Below are 19,960 nucleotides of genomic sequence, written 5' to 3' on the forward strand. Positions count from 1 at the left end.
CGTCAATCAAAATAAGTGTTATAAAAACACTAATTATACATGAATAAAAATCAATTAGTGATTGGGGTGGATTATGGATCAGATTCTGTACGTTCCATCTTGGTAAATGCAGCAAATGGACAGGAAATAGCCTCGTCTGTATATGAGTATCCCCGCTGGCGCGATGGCTTATTTTGCGAACCCGGTATAAACCAGTTCAGGCAGCATCCACAGGATTATATTGATGGTCTGGAGATCACCATTAAAGACTGTATAGCACAGGCAGGCGGCGCCGGCATTGTTGATTCCATAAAAGGTATATCTGTTGATACTACCGGCTCCACCCCCGTAGCAGTCGACGCTTACGGTACCCCCCTGGCTTTAACACCCGGTTTTGAAAATAACCCGAACGCCATGTTTGTGTTATGGAAAGATCATACGGCTGTTAAAGAAGCTGCCGAAATCAACGCCCACGCGGCTTTGTTTGATACCAATTACCTGCAATATGTGGGCGGCATCTACTCATCCGAGTGGTTTTGGGCTAAGCTGCTGCACGTTTTAAGGGTTGATGAAGTTGTAAGAAACGCAGCAGCTTCCTGGGTAGAACATTGTGATTGGATACCCTTTTTACTCACTGGCGGTAACGATGTTAAAGCCATCAAACGCGGGCGTTGCTCTGCGGGGCATAAAGCCTTATGGGCCGAAGAATTTGATGGTTTACCGCCCGACGATTTCTTTTCATCGCTTGACCCATTATTAAAAGGCTTTACGCACAAACTTTATAAAGACACTTACACCGCCGACCAGGCCGCAGGTACGTTAAGCGCTGAATGGGCGCAGCGCCTGGGCCTTTCCTCTGGAGTTATTGTGGGTACCGGGGCATTTGACGCGCACATGGGAGCCGTTGGCGGGCAAATTGAACCTTATTATTTAAGCAAGGTAATGGGTACATCTACCTGCGATATTTTGGTAGCCCCAACATCCAACATGCAGGGCAAGCTGGTGCGCGGTATATGCGGACAGGTAAATGGCTCGGTTATTCCGGGGATGGTAGGTTTAGAAGCCGGGCAATCGGCTTTTGGCGATACTTATGCCTGGTTTAAAAATATAATTTCATGGCCGGTTAATCATATACTATCTCAATCAAAAATAATTGACGAGGCTACTGCCAAAGCGCTAAAAGCCGAACTGAGCGATCTGATCATACCCGAACTGAGCAGGCAGGCTGCTCTGATCCCTGTTGATGAACCTAACGAATTGGCTGTTGACTGGTTGAACGGTCGCCGTACACCTGATGCCAACCAGGAACTGAAAGGGGCAATAAGCGGCCTGAGCTTAGGCAGCGACGCACCCAGGATTTTCCGCGCCCTGGCAGAAGCCACCTGTTTTGGTGCAAAAAGTATTGTGGACAGGTTTATTGCCGAAGGTATCCCTGTAAAAGGCATCATTGGCATTGGCGGCGTGGCCAAAAAGTCGCCATTTGTTATGCAAATGATGGCCGATGTGCTGGGTATGCCTATCCGTATCCATCAGTTTAAACACACCTGTGCTCTCGGTGCAGCTATGTTTGCCGCCGTGGTAGCCGGTATATACCCAACGGTTGAAGAAGCTATGAAAGCTATGGGAGGCGGTTTTGACGAGGAGTATTATCCCAACACCGATCATACAGTTATTTACAACAGACGGTATGAGCAGTATAAAGATCTCGGGGAGTTTGTAGCTGGTCAAATAGCCAAAACTACAGCAGTCGAACTTCAAAACAGTTAAGCACATGAGTAAGTATCAACACATTAAACAAACGGCTTATGAGGCAAACATGCAATTACCCAAATTGGGCCTGGTACTGTTCACCTTTGGCAACGTAAGCGCGGCCGACAGGGATCTGGGTGTTTTCGCAATCAAACCGAGCGGTATTCCCTATGATGAACTAACACCAGAAAAAATGGTGATTGTTGATTTTGACGGTAATACGATAGAAGGTAATCTCCGCCCATCTTCTGATACCAAAACACACGCTGTTTTGTATAAGTATTGGGCCGGCATTAACGGCATTGTACATACCCATTCCACCTATGCTACCGCATGGGCACAGGCGCAACGCTGTATCCCTATCTTTGGTACAACCCATGCCGATCATCTAACCACCGACATCCCCTGCGCACCACCAATGGAAGATAATAGGATAATCGGCGATTACGAATACCAAACGGGCTTCCAGATCATCGATTATTTTAAGGACAACAATCTTGATTATAAAGAGATCGAAATGATACTGGTGGGTAACCACGCCCCCTTTACCTGGGGCAAAACAGCCGAAAAAGCGGTTTACAACAGCGCCGTCCTGGAGGCTGTTGCGCACATGGCCCATTTAACAGAACAAATAGATAATTATGCTCCCCGTTTAAAAGATTCGCTCATCAAAAAACATTACGAACGCAAACACGGGCCCGATTCTTATTACGGCCAATAATACAACTATGAAACTACACTGTTTAATCCTATTTGCCGCGGGTATTCTGCTGAGCACCCAAACGTCTGCCCAAACAAAAATAGCCGCTACACCACCAATGGGTTGGAATAGTTATAACTGTTTTGGTTCGGCTGTTCATGAGGATGAGGTTAAAGCTAATACCGATTATATGGCCAAATACTTAAAGCAATATGGCTGGCAATATATTGTGGTCGACTTTTTATGGTCATATGACAACCCTCCGGGCAGTAATATCGGCAACCCTTTTCAAAAAAGGTTACAGGATGGCTCATACATACCCTGGTTAGCTATGGATAAATGGGGCCGGTTAACACCTCAGCCCAATAAATTCCCATCGGCGTTTGGCGGCAACGGCTTTAAACCACTTGCCGATTATGTACACGCACAGGGGTTAAAATTCGGGATTCACGTGATGCGCGGTATCCCAAGACAGGCCGTGTGGGCAAAATCGCCGATAAAAGGCACCAACGGTATTACTGCAGATATGGTTGCGGATACCAATTCGCAATGCCTCTGGATGAACCATATGTACGGACTTGATATGAAAAAGCCCGGCGCACAGGAATACCTGAACTCCTTATTGGAGTTATACGCTTTATGGGGTGTAGATTTTATTAAGGTTGATGACCTCTCGCGACCTTACAGCGCAGCCGAAGTTGAAGGCTACAAAAAAGCGATTGATCAATGCGGCAGGCCTATCGTTTTAAGTCTTTCACCGGGCGAAACACCACTTAACCAGGCTGCCCATGCCACCCAATATGCCAATATGTGGCGCATGGCCGATGATTTTTGGGATAACTGGAAAGAAGTGCTGCACATGTTTGATTATGCCAAAAGCTGGGAAGGCGTAGGTGGCCTCGGCCATTGGCCAGATTGCGATATGATACAGATTGGTAAACTATCCAAACGGGGTCCTGTTGGTATTGAAAGGTACAGTCGTTTTACCGAAGATGAGCTCTACACTCACATGACCTTTTGGAGCATCTACCGCTCACCCCTGATGCTGGGTGGTAACCTGCCCGAAAACCGAGAACTGGAATTGAAGCTATTCACTAATGCTGAAGTACTTGCCGCTAACCAAAGCGGAGAAAACCCGCGCCAGTTGTATAAAAAAGATGGCGCTATGGTTTGGTATTCGCATGTGCAAAATAGCAACGACGTGTATGTGGCTATGTTTAATATTGGTGATGATCCGAGATCGGTGGCTGTAGATTTTTCATCCCTTGGCCTTAAAGGCAAAGTAAAGGTGCGCGATCTCTGGAAAAAACAAACCCTTGGTCAGTATAAAACAAATTATCAGCAAAATATCAATGCGCATGGTACAGCCTTGTTCAGACTATCGTCCATAAAATAATAAATCAAAACAATCAATAACTAAAAAGTAGTGGATCAAACAATCACTAATTCACTAAATCCATAATTCAATAATTATAAAATGATCGACCTGAAAACATTTGAAGTTTGGTTCATTACCGGGAGCCAGGACCTGTACGGAGAAGAAACATTAAGACTGGTAGCCGAACATTCCCAGCAAATTACAGCAGGATTGGATAGCTCTAGCAAAATTCCCGTTCGCGTAATTTATAAACCCGTTGTAAAAAGCACAGATGAGATATACACTACCCTGCAACAGGCAAACCTGGCTGAAAACTGCATTGGTGTGATCACCTGGATGCACACCTTCTCTCCTGCCAAAATGTGGATACGGGGTTTAAGCATCCTGAAAAAGCCACTATTACATCTTCATACCCAATACAATCGCGATATTCCATGGAGCTCTATCGATATGGATTTTATGAATCTGAACCAAAGCGCCCATGGCGACCGGGAGTTTGGTTTTATGGTATCACGTATGCGCATTAACCGCAAGGTGGTTGTTGGGCACTGGCAGGATCCCGAAGTTTTAAGTCAGATAGAAGCATGGACACGCGCTGCGGCTGGCTGGTATGACTGGCAGGGTGCCAAATTTGTCCGCTTTGGCGATAACATGCGCTTTGTTGCTGTGACCGACGGCGATAAGGTTGAAGCCGAGCTAAAATTTGGTTTCTCTGTAAATACCTATGGCATTGGTGATCTGGTAGCTGTGATCAACGCGGTAATTGAAGCCGATATTAATACGCTGATAGACGAATATGAAGCAACATACACCATGGACACTTCGCTTAAAAAAGGAGGCGAAAAACATTCGTCCGTTTATGAAGCCGCAAGGATAGAATTAGGCTTGCGCAAATTTCTGACAGAGGGCGGCTTTAAAGGTTTCTCAGATACATTTGAGGACCTGCATGGCATGGTACAATTACCAGGCATTGCCGCCCAGCGCCTAATGGCCGATGGTTATGGTTTTGCCGGAGAAGGAGACTGGAAAACAGCTGCCCTGGTACGTGCTTTTAAAGTAATGGGCGCCGGACTAAAAGGTGGCAACGCTTTTATGGAGGATTACACCTATCATTTCGACCCCAATAATGCGCTGGTATTGGGATCGCATATGCTGGAGGTAGACGCCTCTTTGGCCAATGGCAAAGCCACGTTGGAGGTTCATCCTTTAGGCATAGGTGGCAAAGCCGATCCTGCAAGGCTGGTATTTAATGTAGCAGGCGGCCTTGCGCTAAATGCGGCGTTGGTTGATATGGGTAACCGTTTTCGCCTGTTGATTAATGAGGTAGAAGCCGTAGAACCGCTGAATGATCTGCCCAAGCTACCGGTTGCCCGAGTATTATGGAAACCATACCCCGACATGAAAACCGGCTGCGCCGCATGGATATACGCCGGTGGAGCCCACCATACTGCTTACAGCCAGAATTTAACCGCAGAGCATCTGCGGGATTTTGCTGATATGGCGGGCATTGAGTTTTTACGCATCGGAAAAGATACCCGTATAGACCAATTCCGTAATGAGATCAGGTGGAACGAAGTTGCTTATAGATAATTACCCCCTAATTTAAAAACTGGACTGGCGACTATTGATGGGTGCTATAAGTCGCCGGTTCAGTCCTATCAACCCCAATTAAAATTAAACCAAATTATGAGTAAATTCTCCACTATTGATTATATCATATTCATCATCTATTTTTTTGTTGTGGCCGGGTATGGTTACTGGGTATACAGCCGTAAGAAAAAAAACAGCATCACAGGCAGTCACGATTTCTTTTTGGCCGAAGGGTCACTTACCTGGTGGGCCATCGGCGCCTCGCTGATCGCCTCTAACATTTCGGCAGAACAATTTATTGGCGCCAGTGGTCAGGGCTTTACCGTAGGTATTGCCGTAGCGGCGTATGAATGGATTGCGGCCATAGCACTCATTATTGTAGCCGTATGGTTTATCCCGGTATATCTTAAAAACAAGATATTTACCATGCCCCAGTTCCTGGAAACCCGTTATAATCAGTCGGTGAGTTTGATCATGGCCATTTTCTGGTTGTTTTTATATGTTTTTGTAAACCTTACCTCCATCCTCTTCCTCGGCGCATTGGCCATCAACAGCTTAGCAGGCGGCGATCCTGCCACTTTCCACTGGATCATTATCGCTCTCTCTGTTTTCGCATTGGTGATTGCCCTGGGTGGTATGAAAGTTATCGGCTTTACAGATGTGATTCAGGTTTTGGTACTGGTTATTGGTGGTTTAGCCACAACCTATATTGCCTTAACACTGGTTAGCGAGCGTTTTGGTTTGGGTAAAGATGCCTTGGCAGGATTTACTGCTATGCTCAAGGATTCGCCCGAACACTTTAAAATGATACTGGCCAAACCGGGGCCGCATGCATCGCAGGCTGATATTGATAAATACCTGCTGCTGCCAGGTATAGCCATGTATTTTGCCGGGCAATGGATAGTGAATTTAAATTACTGGGGTTGTAACCAATACATCACCCAAAGGGCCTTAGGCTCCGATCTGAAAACCGCTCGTACCGGTATCCTTTTCGCCGGTTTAATGAAACTGGCCATGCCTATCATCGTGATCCTGCCGGGTATAGCAGCTTATGTTTTATATAAGAACGGCGGCTTACAGCATGAAATGAACTCAGGCGGACATTTAAATGCCGATAACGCTTATTCCGCAGTGCTGGGATTTTTGCCAAGTGGTTTAAAGGGGCTTTCTATAGCGGCCCTAACTGCGGCTATCGTGGCCTCATTGGCCGGTAAGGCCAATAGTATATCCACCATATTTACGATGGATATCTACAAAAAGTATATCAAAAAAGATGCTGATGAAAAAGGCATGGTAAGGATGGGTAAGTTAATTATCGCATTGGCTATGTTACTATCTGTTTTGTTAACCTGGAAAGACCTGTTAGGCATTGGTGGTGAAGGTGGATTTACCTTCATCCAAAAATATACCGGCTTCATTAGCCCGGGAATATTTGCCATATTCATATTGGGCTTCTTCTGGAAACGTACAACAGGAGCAGCAGCTATTGTAGGGATTATCACCGGCTTTCTGATGTCGGTATTATTTAATAACTATGCGCCAAGATTGTTTGGGCATGAAACATTTTTATATACCGCTTTCCCTAACGGGCATGGTGGTTATGAGATACCCTTTTTGATATGCATGGGCCTTTCGTTCCTGTTCACCGTTATTGCCATCGTTCTGGTAAGCTTCGCAGGACCTAAGATCAATCCAAAAGCATTTGTACTTGATAAAACCATGTTTAAGGTTGAGCCATCTACATTGGCCCTCATCATAGTAACCTTGCTGCTGCTTACCACGCTTTATGTAAAGTTCTGGTAAGTTATAATTCTGTTGCTCCAATAAACAGGCCCGATGTAAGCCTTTACATCGGGCCTGTTTATTGGAAACTTAAAAGTATATGGCTCTATTTTTTCTGATAAACCCTTACATAATCTATTTCATAACGGCGAGGAAACTTTGTTTGAGATGGATCGCCGCCATTGTTGCCACCCAGCGCCAAGTTGAGCAAAATATAATGCGGTTGCATAAAAGGGTTAAAATTACTGCCATCACGGTTAACCAGGTCTTTGAGTTCTACCCAGTTCAGCAGCTGATCATCCACAAACAAACTGATCGTGTTTTCATTCCAATCCATACGCCAGATGTGAAATTTCTGGCTCCAACTCTGATCGAAACTGGTGAGTGGTTTGGCATTGCTATACCATTTGGCATGGTAAGGCTGGGCTGTTCCACAGGCTATATTAGCTAATAGTTTACCCCGATAATATTCCATAATGTCAATTTCACCATTAGATGGCCAGGGTTTACTGATACCCAACGTCCAGAACGCGGGCCATAAGCCGGCATCAACATCAATCCTGGCACGCATCACAAAACGGCCATATTGCCAGCTATGCCGTCCACCTGTATTTAGGCTTGATGAGGTATATTCTATAAACTCCCGGCTGGCTTTCCAATCGCTGCTCCCCGCCACATAACCTGTATTTGGCAAATGTTCTTTTTTAGCCTCTATTACTAAGAAACCCTTATGGCAAACCGCATTTTGTGGCTGATACCATTGTAATTCATGATTACGTACAAACCCATGTTCAAATTTCCAGTTGGTGGTATCCGGAGCGCCTTCTTTATTAAATTCATCGGCCCATACCAGTTTATAATTACCGGCCGTATCAATTTGTTTAACCTGGCATTTACCTACCCAACTATTGCCGGCAAGAAGCCCTGCCAAAACTACCAGCATCTTTTTCATCATGCTATTTCATCAAGCCAAATAAAACATCTCCTGTAATGGGGAGCTTATGGGTGAGTGATCGCTATTACTTTCCATAATATCGGCCATATATTGCCACCATTTTTGCATCACCGGGTTTTCCGGAAGCTGGCTAATAACATTTAAATCCGCAGCCATGTAAGTACCCAAAAGGATGTTTGTGTCTTCGTCCAGGTAAATGTAATAGTCACTGATACCCGTTTGTTTTAACAAGGTTACTAATTCGGGCCATATGAGGTCGTGCCGCATTTTATATTCCTGGGCTTTACCAGGTAAAAGGTGCATCTTAAAAGCGACTCTTTGCATAACGGGTATATTTAGATTAAAGTAAATACTATAACTGATCTAAAATTGGCTTTTCGGATGTTTCCAGGAGGGTTTGTTCTGGTTTAAGCAGCTCTAAAATCACTACTTCATTTTGGCCTTTTTTCAACCACTCCGCAGGTAAATATAACGTTTGTTGAGGCCCTACGCTCCAATATTTACCTAAATTATGACCATTTACCCATACCAGGCCTTTCCCCCATTTGCGCATATCTAAATAGGTATCGGCAATCTTATCCAAATTAAATGAACCTTTTTTAATAACCGGTGCTGTACCTTTGTAAGTTACGGGCTGATATTTTAAGCCGTTAAGATTTTTGAAGGGCAGGGTATACATTTTCCAGTTGTTCAATTCGGTGTGGTTAAACCATACTTTTTCGGTAATTCCTTTTTTATTTTGTAAAAGATATTTACCAAAATTAATCCGGCCCATATTTTCAACCAATATATCCAGCGTCACATTACCGGCAGGCAGGGTAACCGGTAAACTATCCTGTTTTAAACGGCGATCAAGCGTACCTACAGTTTTTCCGTTAACCATTACAATGGCATAATCCCTTAGCTCCTGTAATTTCAGCAGACCACTTTTACCACCTTTTATAGTAGTCCGATACAATACAAAACCATAGTCCTGGTTCAGATCTTCAAACGTAAGTGGCTTCGGACTACTCTTCGGCACTGGCAGATTCTGCAGTATCCCCCCTGCCTGTGTAAGGTTTATAGTCGGAAGCCGTGCAGTGGGTTTAGCAGCCGGAACCGGCGGTAATTGCTGACCAGCCAGTAAATGCTTTTCAATTACACTTCTGAACGCCATAAATTTAGGTGTTGCGTTACCGGCCTCATCCAGCGGCGCATCATAATCATAACTGCTGATCTGCGGTTCATAAGGCGTTTCGTCCTTAAAATTGGCCCCATTCATAAAACCGCGGGTAGTACCGCCATGAAACATATACATATTGATGGAGATACCGGCGGCCAAAACGGAGTCGAGCCGGCCACTATACTGCTCTGCTGGGACTGTATGATGCTTTGTACCCCACCAATCAAACCAAGCCGGGTACCATTCGGCTATATAGTAAGGTCCCTTGCCTCCATGATTTTCATTGATAATCTTTTTTACCTTGGCAGGGCTATCAAGGCCGTTTACCGCTGGCAATAGCCCGGGCAAATGACCTTTTACCAGATCGGGTGCCGGATCGCAGGTATAAAGCAAGCCATCAAAACCCGCCTCTTTAAATAATTTCTGATTGATTTCCAGGTATTCTTTATCACTTCCGTATGATCCATATTCATTTTCGATCTGCACCATGAGGATGTTGCCTCCATGATTGATCTGCAAGGGCGCCAGCTGTTTGCCTACTTCTTTGATATATTTTTCATACTCTTTCAAATATTGCTCCTCTTTGCTGCGAACAACCAAGCCTTTTTCATTTTGCAACCAATACGGATATCCACCAAATTCCCATTCGGCACAAACGTATGGGCTTGGCCGCAGGATCACCCACAAACCCTCCTGTTGAGCAATCTTTACAAACTCGGCTACATCGTTATTACCTCTGAAATCAAATGTGCCTTTCTGTGGTTCGTGTAAATTCCAGAAAACATAGGTACCAATGGTATTTAACCCCATGGCTTTTGCCATCTTCATCCGGGCACGCCAAGCTTCACGGGGTACCCTGGGGTAATGCATCTCACCGCTAATCATCTGAAAAGGCTTACCATCCAACATAAAGGCAGTATCGGATAAAGCAAAGGAATGTTGAGTTTGCGCATGGGTATATAAAGCCGTTAGCATTAAAATACCGGAACACAGGGCGTGTAACTTATTTCTTAAAAGCATAAAATTAATTGGTGGTGTTATTTTTATCAGGTTGTAATTGCTAAATACAGACTTTTTCAAATAAAACAGAGGGGGTAAAATCGCCAATTGCAGGGGATATTTTCTCATTTGCAAAGTTTTCCACAATATATTACTGAATCTTCCCAAAAAGGACTGAAAATGTATTTTTGCCAGCTGTAAAACAGAATACCATTTTATGTCTGCTGAAGAAACTTATTCCAAATCCGGGGCCAACCTGGTCAGCATTGCTTCCAAATATATTTTGCTTATAGAAAGCCGAAGAAATTTAAAAGGCCGATGCCCGTTTCATGCCGATCAGGGAACTTCGTTCATGTTATCGCCCGAGAAAAACATTTTCAAATGTTTTGGCTGTGGCAAAGATGGAGGCCCCATAGAATTTATTATGTATATGGAAGGCAAAAGCCGCGAGGAAGCTATTGAACAATTGATAAGCTCAGGAAATTAAAAAAGGTATCGCATGGGGCAATGCAATACCTTTTTAAGATATGGGTATTATTGATACCTATTTATGTGGCATTAATGTAATTGAAACGCCCCCATGGTAGTTGTTCCACCACTAATCAAAGGAATGCCGTCATAATCAGTTTGGGTTGGATCTGTTATAACACTGATGTCACCCGATTTAGTAAAAGTACTTAAGGCAGTAAGATGAAAATCTGGTGATGATGCGGTAAGGTTCTTAAAATTGGGGTTAGTATATAATGATTTGCCATCTTGTTTAGTATTCGCCTTATAAGCCGCAAAACTATCATACTCTTTCTTTAACCAATTTACACTTACATTATCCTGATTTCCATCGGGCGAATAATAACAATTAAAGTTGAACGTATTGTTTTGTTGAGGAGTTATCGGGGTAAGACTAAATAGCAATGCCTGGCTACCAGTGTAAAAAATATTATTTTCCATTTTGCAATTTGTTGCCTTAGTGATCAAAACTTCACCATTGCCATTCATGCCCATGTCATTGCTATAAAAGGTGTTATTATAAAAGGAGCAATTCAGCACCTGGCCCGTTGTTTTTTCGTCATATCCGCCAAAAGCAAGCCCTGCATCATCGTTAGAGTAGAGTAAATTTGAAACCACTGTAATATTGCTGGCCGATCCATTTTGCTCATTTCCTACTTCAATACCAAAACCATTTTGATAGCTCAGATTTCTTTCAATTTTTATATCCCGTCCTCCGTCAATATATATCCCTCCACTGGTGGAGTAGGTGGCAAAGTCCTTGTAGCAGGTATTTTGACTGATCAGGCCATTTCTGGCCTGATCAAGCTGGGGAGTTCCGCTTGTACCATAATTCCCAATGGCATCAATGCCGATATTGGTATTATCATGCACCAGACAGTGTGTAATGCTGAACCCATCGATATTACCATCCAATGAAATTGCCTCGCTTTGGCCCAATATATTGTTACTTATCTCGCAACTATCTATTACTAATTTGGTAACCGCATTAGCTTGCGTTGTTCCTTCTCCATAAACTATAAAAGCCTGGGCGTTCTGGTCAGCGTTTGGGATAGCGGCGGCACTTGTACTCCAATTAATTTGCGAAACTACTATGTGTTTAAAGCTAAGCGCTGTCACCCCACCGTTCTCTGTAGCATCAACCAAGATTCCCTGCGCTTCATTCATGGTGAGGTTTTTAATAGTTAATCCTCTAAAATTAAGGTAGCTTTTGTCGACAATTTTTAATATTACATTTCCAGCCTTACCCGAACCGTCAATAGTAACGCTTTGATTAGCGTAGTTAACAAAATTTATAGGTTTGCCGCTTAAACCCGAAACATTAACTGTAACGTGTTCATTATAAACGCCCCCAAGAATAGCGACAGTACTACCGGGAGTTGCGCTATTACAGGATTTTTGAATTGTTTTCCAGGCCTTTGCCAATGATTTGCCATCATTGGCATTATTTCCATTTTTGCCATCCACATAATAAACAGTAAGCGTACTATCTGCTTTACCAAGATTAGTATCCGAGAGGTGAGTACCAGCAGACGATTTCTTATCAACAAGCTGGTTTTTATTGCATGACGCAATAGGTAAAATAACTGTAAGCATAGCGAATTTCATAAGCAACGTGCTTACTTCCCAAATTTTTTTCATAGGTGTTTTGTAATTAAAAGATTAATAATTATTAAATAAAACTGGTATAGATGTTTTTCTTAAACGAATCTAGGGATGACTCGTACATTGTATACAAAACATTAAGTTTTCTATACAATGCGGACGGCAATAAAAAACTACAATGCTCAAATGTATAAAAAATCCGGAATAACAAAAGGGAAATATGTGAGAACAACATAGCCCCCGGTTAATCTTAATTATAAAGCATTATCCATTGGTGAATAATTGGACTGTACAATTCTACTTACTTGTGTGGAGTATAGTTGAAAAAATTAAAAGGAGTTCATTCTGTAAGCTCACGCCTTTATCTTCATTATACCATTTCTGCAACGCAATCTTCTTTTGCTCTATTTCCACATGTTCTTCCAGTAGCCTGTTGTATAATAATTGACACTCCGCTGGTCGTGAGCCCCAAACGGCAAGATCATTATTCTCATGATCCTTAATGATCAATTTCGGTATGGTTTTTTTGCCGTTAGTTAGATAATGATCAATCAAAAATGGCGCTGTATCCCTTAACTGGTAGTCTATCTTTATTAATGGGTTCAACTCCGATAACCTATGTATAAATGGCAAAGAATGAGCCGCATCACCACACCAGGGTTCAGTAATGATTGTCCAGAATTGCTCTTTCCTTATACTTTGAATTACAGCCACTAACTCCTCATTCAGTATACCAATCTTCAACCACCTTTGCTGCCTCGACCAATTTAGCCTGGTATAATTCAAATAATCGGGATTATCGTAAGGCGCCAGAGGATTAAGCCCGTCTAAAGTATTTTGAAAGATCTGCTGATAAGCTGAAAAGTTCATCGATTTTACTTTTATTATTAAAAAAGAGGCAAAGCCAGTTTTTTTCAACCGGCTTTACCATGATTGGTAATTTACAAATGATTAATTGAAAACAGGTCAGTTTTTTGTAAATGTCAGATGGTTTAAACTTAAAAGAAAAAGCCTGTAAATCTTAAGATTTACAGGCTTTTGATACTTATTGATATCGCTTTTATTGCCCTCCCTATATAAATTCCGAACCTTCTTCTGCATAATTTGAGGAGGTTGGCGACATTGTCGTTGTAAGGAATGCAAGCATCAAAAATAACTTTGCATCAGAGGTCTTCTTCTCGATAAGACGAATTCCATTCCCTAACGTTTCTTGGTAAAGGCCGCTAACGTACAGGCTAATCCCTCTAAGAGTTCCTGTCCTTTTAATAAGTGGTTGCCATTTATCGGCTCAGATATTTCTTGTATATTTATAGCACCAACCCAATCGTGATTCAAATAGTTTATTATGGTCTCTGCCGACTTCTGATTTAACTTCCGTCCTGATAAAAATAAGGATATGATAACGGCATTGATCCGATAGTTGAGCACTTGAATATGCTCTATCCCGGGCAGATCAACCTTGCCTGGTTCTACCCTCGCATGACGAATCCCCTCAGATAATCTGGCTAGTCGCAAATGAGCCTCTTTCCTTGCCAACCAAATTTCTTGCTGTTCCGATCCATTCACTACGGCTTCTAAAAACAAACGATTACCCTCCGTAGCCGAGCGTCCAAGATCTTCCAGTTCAGTATTGATCCAAACCGGAAAGATAAAGATACCTGCAAACGCTAGTGCGCATCCCACCAAAGAATACCATACCCTGGCCGATACGATTACCGTTGGCTGCCCGTGATATAAACTTAGGCAAATCACTACACAAATAGTGATACAACAAACACTCCATCCATATTTCGGACGATTCCAGATGAAAAAGCCCAGCAAGGCAAAACTGGCAATGACTAACAAAACAACAGTTGGCTTAATCAGGAAAATAAACGCACTCGCCAGCACAACACCAGCAAATGTTCCGGCTAACCGTTCCAAATTCCGCTGCCAGGTAACTGCCAGCTTTGGCCTCGCTACAATAACGATGGTTAGCAACAACCAGTAACTATAATAGTCCTTAGTAAAAAATAAAGTAGCGAGATATCCTATACCGAATAGGAGTGCCAACCGTAACGAAAATCGTAATACGGGCGATTGAAAGTGAAGTTGCATTTTAAACTTTTGCCAGTAATTATCGCCGCGTGGTAAAAAAGCGTTAAAATTAGGATTTGCTACTGTATCATCCCGGTCAAGGTGAATATCCTCCAATAGCTGACGTATGGCGCCCACATTTGTCAAAATACTATTTACAACCGCCCTTTCCTCGGTCGGCAATCTTATAGCTATCTTACCCAGCTCAATATTTAGCTCCTGATATCTTTCGAAATATCCTGGTGGCACATCCTTCTTCAACTGGTCTGCCTCTTCAGCTAACAAATTGATCAATTCTGCCACAACTATCAGGGCGCCTGTGGGTGCCAGACGTAGTCGCACCACTTCATAGTCATAATGCATCGCTGTTATTTGTTCATAAAGACCAATCACTTTTATGGACGAGCTAAGCAGTCTTTTAACCTGCGGTCGTGATTCCCGCATCGCTGCGCGATCACTTAATAACAATTGTCTCACTAATTCTTGTTTTTCGGATACCCGCAAATGCAATGTGATGATTTGCCGGTAGCTTTCCTCCAGTGAAATATGCGGATCGTAACAATTAGCTTTGGCCTTCAAAAAGTCAGCCGTGGCCGATAAAGTCTCCCTTAGACCCTGATGCAGCGAACGGAATGGCCATACAAATACCTGTATCAGACTTACCAAGTAAAACCAAATACAGCCTGCCAGCAAGTAACAGCTAAATATTAATGGCTCGTGTGGCCGTAGGCCCAGAATAAAAACCATCAGTATGATACCCATGGTTCCGACTACGGTTGAGCGCCCACCCAACGCTGCCAGCATAGAAAGTAAAAACGTAAAGCAGACCAACATCAGTCCGGTACTTACAGGGCTGGATAAGCCTGTCGAAAACAAAAGTGAGATCAGTAAAAAGGCAACGATACTTTGCAAAGCAGTCAATGTCTTATTGCGCCGGTTCCCCGGTAAATCGGTCAAGCTAATCAACAATGCACCTACAGCCATCGCTATTGCCATTTGCCGATGTTTTGCATACAGCAATACTAAAGGTATTAACACAACCAGCGTGTTACGTAGTGCATCGGTTACACTTTCTTTTAAACGGAAAGCTAAAAAAAACGAAGGGCGGTTTAACACACAGCAAAAGTAAATAATAATTAGGGGTACAAGCAATCCCCCCCTTGCATCATTGAACAATTCACAATAAATGTCTTTATCTCCAGAAAAATTTATGGCATATTCAGGCGCAATTTATATTCAGGCATATCATAAACCAGGCTAGGTGTCCTCTAATAAAACTCGAATAGTTTTAAGTCACCATGTTTAAATCGTTTATTAAAAAATTTCGATTAAAATGATTCGAAAAATATCCTATTGTCGGGATTCGTTAGCACCAACGAGTTGGCCATCATTCAGAAGCATCAACACCCCACTTACAACAGCGTTAATGAAAAATTACGTGGGTTTACTGCCACTGGCAGCAGACCTTACAAATAAGCAGCCATTGAACTATCTGGTAAAGGAAGTTGGCGGCACTTTGTTTATAGTAGCAGTTAGTATCGTGCTTAATATTTCTGATTCGGCTTGATAATACTAAAGCCTAAGGATTCTTGAATCATTTCATTGAATATTCATCTAAGACATAGATTTTAGAGGAAAAATTACTATTTCGTAAATTGCTAATTCAATAATTGCTGTTCATTTTTTTTATTCGTTCGAGCCCATTAGGACGCACTTGCAGGTGCTGCCTGATTAAAAGCTCTGAGCGGGAAGCTTTAGCGCGAAATGTGCAGGAACAATTGCCGGGGCTGACGATATTTATCAATAATCCATTACCGTATGCAAAAACAGGTAATGGTTAGCTTGATGTGTTTATGAAAAATATGTCATGATTGATTAAATGGCCTAGACCTAATCATCATCATCTTTCTTTTTCTTTTCGAGGATAACAAAGGCACTGCGCTTGGGTGCCGGCATTACCGATCCCTCTCCTTTTACTGATTTCCAGATCACTTCATTCAAATCGAGGTCGGGTACGGCATCCTCTTTGGCGAAATTGAATAGCTGTGAACGTTTGCTACTTTCATTCACGGCAACGTTACGTTGTTCAATATCAACCTGCGCGGCCTTCGCAACATATGGCGAAGTATCCGGCTTACTCATAAAGCACTCATACAGGGGCATTGCAGCTGCATCATACTGGCTCATAGGCGGTAGGCCTAATATAAGCTCAATAGTACGTAGCACACCTGATGTTGAATACATATTATGAATAATCGCATTACGCCTAACATAAGGACCGGCAACAAATACCGGAGATCGGTGAGCATCAATATGATCAGAACCATTCTGAGCATCATCCTCCAGGATAAATACCACAGATTCCTTCCAGATGGAACTTTTAGACAGGTGTTCGATAAAGCGGCCTATAGCCAGGTCGTTATCGGCAACAGCCGCGATCGGCGAAATCGCTCCTCTTTTCTGCCCGCTGGTATGATCATTTGATATACGGATGGTATTAAACTTCGGTACCTCATTGATGGTAAGCAGTGAATCGAAGTCATGAGCCCATATCTCTTCGCGTTTTATATCCTGCACAGCAAGATCAAACCCCGGTGATTTGACACAGTAATGTCCCTGTAACGATTTGATATTCGGTTTTCCGTCATCAACAAATTCGCCGTAGGTGCGGTAGCTTATGCCCGCTCGTTTGCAATAATCCCATATGTAGCCATCGCGCGGATCACCGATTTTACGGGTGCCCTCGGAATCATAATTACCGCCGCGGCCTCCATAACTAGTTGGCCAGGTTTTTTCAATAAAATCTGTTGCATAGGCGGCCATGCTCCAGTTATGCCCATCGGCACTTACTTCGGCATCTACGTAAAAATTATCAAGCAAAACAAACTCATTAGCTATAGCATGATGGTTTGGAGTAACCTGTTTACCAAAAATACACAGAGAAGTATCGCCATTACCCTGAGGCATGTCACCCAACACCTGATCATAGGTGCGGTTTTCCTTGATAATGTAAAACACATGTTTTATAGGCGATTTCTCGCCTTTTTTGCGCGGTATAGGGTTACCCTCCTCGCCGGGGGCCTGTGCGGTCACTTGTTCATTAAATGGAGTATTGGCATAAACCTGCCTGGTGTAGGCCTTAAGCTGCTCGGGGTGCGGAGCATCAATAAACGACAATGTGCCTTTAAATAAGCCACCGATATATTGTTCCTTAGTATTGGTAGCACCCAGCTTATAGCCGCTATTATCGGTTCTTTTAACCGGCCGTGGCCCTTTAGGATTAGCCATTGAGGTAAAACCCTTACCATTGGCCACCAGAATTTTACTGCCTAGTATTTTAACGTTGGTTGGATACCAACCAACGGGTATAAAACCCTGGCTAAGGCTGTTGCCCGGTTTGGTGACATCAAATACCGCCAGGCAGTTATTGTCGGCGTTGGCTATATAGAGCGTTTTTTCATTGGCCGATAAGGCCAGTCCGTTGGTAGTTGAACCAGTTAGTTTCGTTGGGTAAAGCGTAGCTGATATCAGTTCGATAGTTTTACGGGTTACCGTATTAATTACCGAAACAGAGTTATCATTGGCATTGGCAACAAATAAAAGGTTCCCCTTTTTGTTCAACAACAATTCATTAGGGTGATTGCCAGTAGGTAGGATACTCAACGCCCCGGTGGTCGTGTTATAGCAGGCTACCTCACTGCCGCCCCATATAGATATATATAAAGTTTTTTCATCGGGCGACAAGATGCAGCTATAGGCTTCGGCAGTTAACTTAACCTGTTTTAAAACTTTACGCCTGCCGGGGTCAATTATGTAGAGGGAGCTATCCTCCTTGGTAACGGTGTATAAGGTAGTATTACGTTTATTTACCGCTATGCCCGTTGGGCAAATTTTATTTTTAGGCCAAGGGGCACCTAATTTTATGGTATCTGCCTCACCAAACTTATTGTTCTGAATGGAGAACGCCAGTATCCAGTTATCATTACCACCAGATGCGTAAATTTTTTTTTCGTCGCTGTTAAAAGCAAGGCCATACCATGATTTACTCAGTACTTTTTCATCGAGCAGTTTTTCACTTTTGGGATCGATAAGCTGAAGTGATTGGGTGCTTTGCCCATTATTGGTAACCGCTAAATATTTACCCGATGCAGATAACTGGATATTTAAAGGCAGGTCACCCAGGGGTAAACCACGCCCTGCCGGACTGAGCTTCCATCCGTTAGGTAACAATACCTGGTTCGTTTGTGCTATTTTTCCAGGTACCTGTGCTTGGACATAAAAACTCCATACGAGCCATAAAGCCACTGTTAGCATTTTTTTTATTGAGCCGAGCTTGCTAGTTAATATCATGACGAATATAGATTACATGGGTAAATTAAATTTCACAATAGCTGCACAATAACATGTGAATACGGGCTAAATGTTTATTAACTTAAGTAAAAGACCTGAAAATTATTTTTACTCTCTATCATTTACTGACAAACAAAACTAGTTTAAATACGATGCTAAGTATATTACCGGCTTGTTAATCAATCGCCAACAAATGATAACAATGTTGTTGCACAATGTGGCCATCGATTTAATTAAGGGCAAAAATGCGATCATAACAAACAATATATACTTTTCAATTAACTTCCGTATCCATCGTTCGAATACAGGAGTATACACAAAGAAGCACGAACGTATATAAATACTGTCAATCAATTATTAGAGTGCTATATTTGCATCCCAACTCAAAACCATCAAAACGATGCTTGTAATCGATACCTACTGCCAAGGCTAACACTCTAAGCGTAAAAATATTAAAATTATCTCAAAAGATCTCTTCTCTTTTCTACCCGGCTTGAAACTATAATACTGATTTCGTATAATAAAAATAGCGGAAAAGTAACGCTAAGCATAGTTTACGTTAATTCATAAATAACGTCGTCCAAATGCCCTTTAAGCTCTTCCTGGTCTTCATTACTTATAGATGCTTGACTTAGGCGATGTTTCCAACCCGTTATTTGTTGGTTTAGGTAAGAGAAAGTGGTGTCCATAAGGTATTTAGTAATTCATTCATAAATTGCCAGGACAGGCGCTCTGCTTTCAAATATTCCAGGCCTTTTGCAGTGATCTGGTAATAACGCCTGCGCTTATCGTTATCGGCTATACGCCATTCTGAAATGATCAGTTCTTTATCCTCCAATTTCCTAAGTACAGGATATAAAGTCCCGTCTGAATACAATAACCTTTCATTTGTGACCTCTTTTATCTTTTTAATAATTTCATATCCATAACTCTCTCCCTGAATAAGCGTCGATAAAATAATGGGTATGGAAGAAGCCGCGATCAGGTCTTTAGAAATCGCTATCATTTATAATTTATTTTATTTAAATATACATAGAACTGCAATGTATATAAAATAATTACTCCGTAATATCATTTCAGCACGCTTTGTTCTTCCAAATCAGGCCCTCATAAATTTTAATTTTTATC

Annotated in this window: 15 protein-coding genes; 7 read left to right on the forward strand and 8 right to left on the reverse strand. The window is 42.5% G+C overall.

What is annotated here, in order from left to right; genetic code table 11:
- Positions 1-39: 39 nt before the first annotated feature.
- The 5 genes from BW976_RS03535 to BW976_RS03555 all read left to right on the forward strand — a co-directional run bounded on the left by BW976_RS03535 (position 40) and on the right by BW976_RS03555 (position 7,199).
- Positions 40-1,746 carry a ribulokinase gene (locus tag BW976_RS03535; RefSeq protein ID WP_076370402.1) on the forward strand — a complete coding sequence of 569 codons (1,707 nt, stop codon included), beginning with the start codon at positions 40-42 and terminating at the stop codon, positions 1,744-1,746.
- Positions 1,747-1,750: 4 nt separating this feature from the next.
- Complete coding sequence (locus BW976_RS03540) at positions 1,751-2,449, forward strand: L-ribulose-5-phosphate 4-epimerase (RefSeq protein ID WP_076370404.1); 699 nt, start codon at positions 1,751-1,753, stop codon at positions 2,447-2,449.
- A gap of 7 nt (positions 2,450-2,456) precedes the next feature.
- Positions 2,457-3,824 carry a glycoside hydrolase family 27 protein gene (locus BW976_RS03545; RefSeq protein ID WP_076370406.1) on the forward strand — a complete coding sequence of 456 codons (1,368 nt, stop codon included), beginning with the start codon at positions 2,457-2,459 and terminating at the stop codon, positions 3,822-3,824.
- 81 nt (positions 3,825-3,905) lie between these two features.
- Positions 3,906-5,396 carry an L-arabinose isomerase gene (gene araA / locus BW976_RS03550; RefSeq protein ID WP_076370408.1) on the forward strand — a complete coding sequence of 497 codons (1,491 nt, stop codon included), beginning with the start codon at positions 3,906-3,908 and terminating at the stop codon, positions 5,394-5,396.
- A 96-nt stretch (positions 5,397-5,492) separates the two neighbouring features.
- Positions 5,493-7,199 (forward strand): sodium:solute symporter family transporter, encoded by a 1,707-nt coding sequence (locus BW976_RS03555; RefSeq protein ID WP_076370410.1) that lies wholly within the window; start codon positions 5,493-5,495, stop codon positions 7,197-7,199.
- 85 nt (positions 7,200-7,284) lie between these two features.
- On the opposite strand, the gene BW976_RS03560 is transcribed toward BW976_RS03555, so the two are convergent.
- Genes BW976_RS03560 through BW976_RS03570 form a run of 3 tightly spaced genes read right to left on the reverse strand, consistent with a single transcriptional unit; the run spans position 7,285 to position 10,315 of the window.
- Entirely contained in the window at positions 7,285-8,133 is an 849-nt protein-coding gene (locus BW976_RS03560; protein ID WP_139332185.1) for a glycoside hydrolase family 16 protein, read from the reverse strand.
- Positions 8,134-8,142: 9 nt separating this feature from the next.
- Positions 8,143-8,457, reverse strand: a complete 315-nt coding sequence (gene rhaM / locus BW976_RS03565; protein ID WP_076370414.1) for an L-rhamnose mutarotase — start codon at positions 8,455-8,457, stop codon at positions 8,143-8,145.
- A gap of 28 nt (positions 8,458-8,485) precedes the next feature.
- Positions 8,486-10,315 (reverse strand): glycoside hydrolase family 35 protein, encoded by a 1,830-nt coding sequence (locus BW976_RS03570; RefSeq protein ID WP_076370674.1) that lies wholly within the window; start codon positions 10,313-10,315, stop codon positions 8,486-8,488.
- Positions 10,316-10,511: 196 nt separating this feature from the next.
- Here BW976_RS03570 and BW976_RS03575 point away from each other — a divergent pair, with 196 nt between their 5' ends.
- Positions 10,512-10,781: a CHC2 zinc finger domain-containing protein gene (locus BW976_RS03575; protein WP_076370416.1), complete on the forward strand. Its 270-nt coding sequence runs from the start codon at positions 10,512-10,514 to the stop codon at positions 10,779-10,781.
- A 71-nt stretch (positions 10,782-10,852) separates the two neighbouring features.
- Here the strand turns inward: BW976_RS03575 and BW976_RS03580 are convergent, their stop codons facing one another.
- The 3 genes from BW976_RS03580 to BW976_RS03590 all read right to left on the reverse strand — a co-directional run bounded on the left by BW976_RS03580 (position 10,853) and on the right by BW976_RS03590 (position 15,598).
- Complete coding sequence (locus tag BW976_RS03580) at positions 10,853-12,442, reverse strand: right-handed parallel beta-helix repeat-containing protein (RefSeq protein WP_076370418.1); 1,590 nt, start codon at positions 12,440-12,442, stop codon at positions 10,853-10,855.
- Between the two features lie 261 nt (positions 12,443-12,703).
- On the reverse strand, positions 12,704-13,276 hold the full coding sequence (locus BW976_RS03585; protein WP_076370420.1) for a thioredoxin family protein: 573 nt from the start codon (positions 13,274-13,276) through the stop codon (positions 12,704-12,706).
- A 330-nt stretch (positions 13,277-13,606) separates the two neighbouring features.
- Entirely contained in the window at positions 13,607-15,598 is a 1,992-nt protein-coding gene (locus BW976_RS03590) for an FUSC family protein (protein WP_076370422.1), read from the reverse strand.
- A 310-nt stretch (positions 15,599-15,908) separates the two neighbouring features.
- Here BW976_RS03590 and BW976_RS29220 point away from each other — a divergent pair, with 310 nt between their 5' ends.
- Positions 15,909-16,049 (forward strand): hypothetical protein, encoded by a 141-nt coding sequence (locus BW976_RS29220; protein WP_175614033.1) that lies wholly within the window; start codon positions 15,909-15,911, stop codon positions 16,047-16,049.
- A 323-nt stretch (positions 16,050-16,372) separates the two neighbouring features.
- On the opposite strand, the gene BW976_RS03595 is transcribed toward BW976_RS29220, so the two are convergent.
- Both BW976_RS03595 and BW976_RS03600 read right to left on the reverse strand, forming a co-directional pair.
- The gene (locus BW976_RS03595; RefSeq protein ID WP_076370676.1) at positions 16,373-18,796 is read right to left on the reverse strand and encodes a bifunctional YncE family protein/alkaline phosphatase family protein; all 2,424 of its coding nucleotides are present in this window, start codon (positions 18,794-18,796) and stop codon (positions 16,373-16,375) included.
- A gap of 700 nt (positions 18,797-19,496) precedes the next feature.
- On the reverse strand, positions 19,497-19,838 hold the full coding sequence (locus BW976_RS03600) for a PadR family transcriptional regulator (protein WP_076370424.1): 342 nt from the start codon (positions 19,836-19,838) through the stop codon (positions 19,497-19,499).
- Positions 19,839-19,960 lie beyond the last annotated feature (122 nt).

Source organism: Mucilaginibacter lappiensis (genome assembly GCF_900155965.1).
GTDB lineage: Bacteria > Bacteroidota > Bacteroidia > Sphingobacteriales > Sphingobacteriaceae > Mucilaginibacter > Mucilaginibacter lappiensis.

Bases quoted from the DNA above. Each gene is read 5' to 3' on its own strand.
- BW976_RS03600 (WP_076370424.1), bottom strand. From the start codon at position 19,838: ATGATAGCGATTTCTAAAGACCTGATCGCGGCTTCTTCCATACCCATT.
- BW976_RS03575 (WP_076370416.1), top strand. From the start codon at position 10,512: ATGTCTGCTGAAGAAACTTATTCCAAATCCGGGGCCAACCTGGTCAGC.
- BW976_RS03595 (WP_076370676.1), bottom strand. From the start codon at position 18,796: ATGCTAACAGTGGCTTTATGGCTCGTATGGAGTTTTTATGTCCAAGCA.
- BW976_RS29220 (WP_175614033.1), top strand. From the start codon at position 15,909: ATGAAAAATTACGTGGGTTTACTGCCACTGGCAGCAGACCTTACAAAT.
- BW976_RS03545 (WP_076370406.1), top strand. From the start codon at position 2,457: ATGAAACTACACTGTTTAATCCTATTTGCCGCGGGTATTCTGCTGAGC.
- BW976_RS03535 (WP_076370402.1), top strand. From the start codon at position 40: ATGAATAAAAATCAATTAGTGATTGGGGTGGATTATGGATCAGATTCT.
- BW976_RS03540 (WP_076370404.1), top strand. From the start codon at position 1,751: ATGAGTAAGTATCAACACATTAAACAAACGGCTTATGAGGCAAACATG.
- BW976_RS03580 (WP_076370418.1), bottom strand. From the start codon at position 12,442: ATGAAAAAAATTTGGGAAGTAAGCACGTTGCTTATGAAATTCGCTATG.
- rhaM (WP_076370414.1), bottom strand. From the start codon at position 8,457: ATGCAAAGAGTCGCTTTTAAGATGCACCTTTTACCTGGTAAAGCCCAG.
- BW976_RS03570 (WP_076370674.1), bottom strand. From the start codon at position 10,315: ATGCTTTTAAGAAATAAGTTACACGCCCTGTGTTCCGGTATTTTAATG.
- araA (WP_076370408.1), top strand. From the start codon at position 3,906: ATGATCGACCTGAAAACATTTGAAGTTTGGTTCATTACCGGGAGCCAG.
- BW976_RS03555 (WP_076370410.1), top strand. From the start codon at position 5,493: ATGAGTAAATTCTCCACTATTGATTATATCATATTCATCATCTATTTT.
- BW976_RS03585 (WP_076370420.1), bottom strand. From the start codon at position 13,276: ATGAACTTTTCAGCTTATCAGCAGATCTTTCAAAATACTTTAGACGGG.
- BW976_RS03560 (WP_139332185.1), bottom strand. From the start codon at position 8,133: ATGATGAAAAAGATGCTGGTAGTTTTGGCAGGGCTTCTTGCCGGCAAT.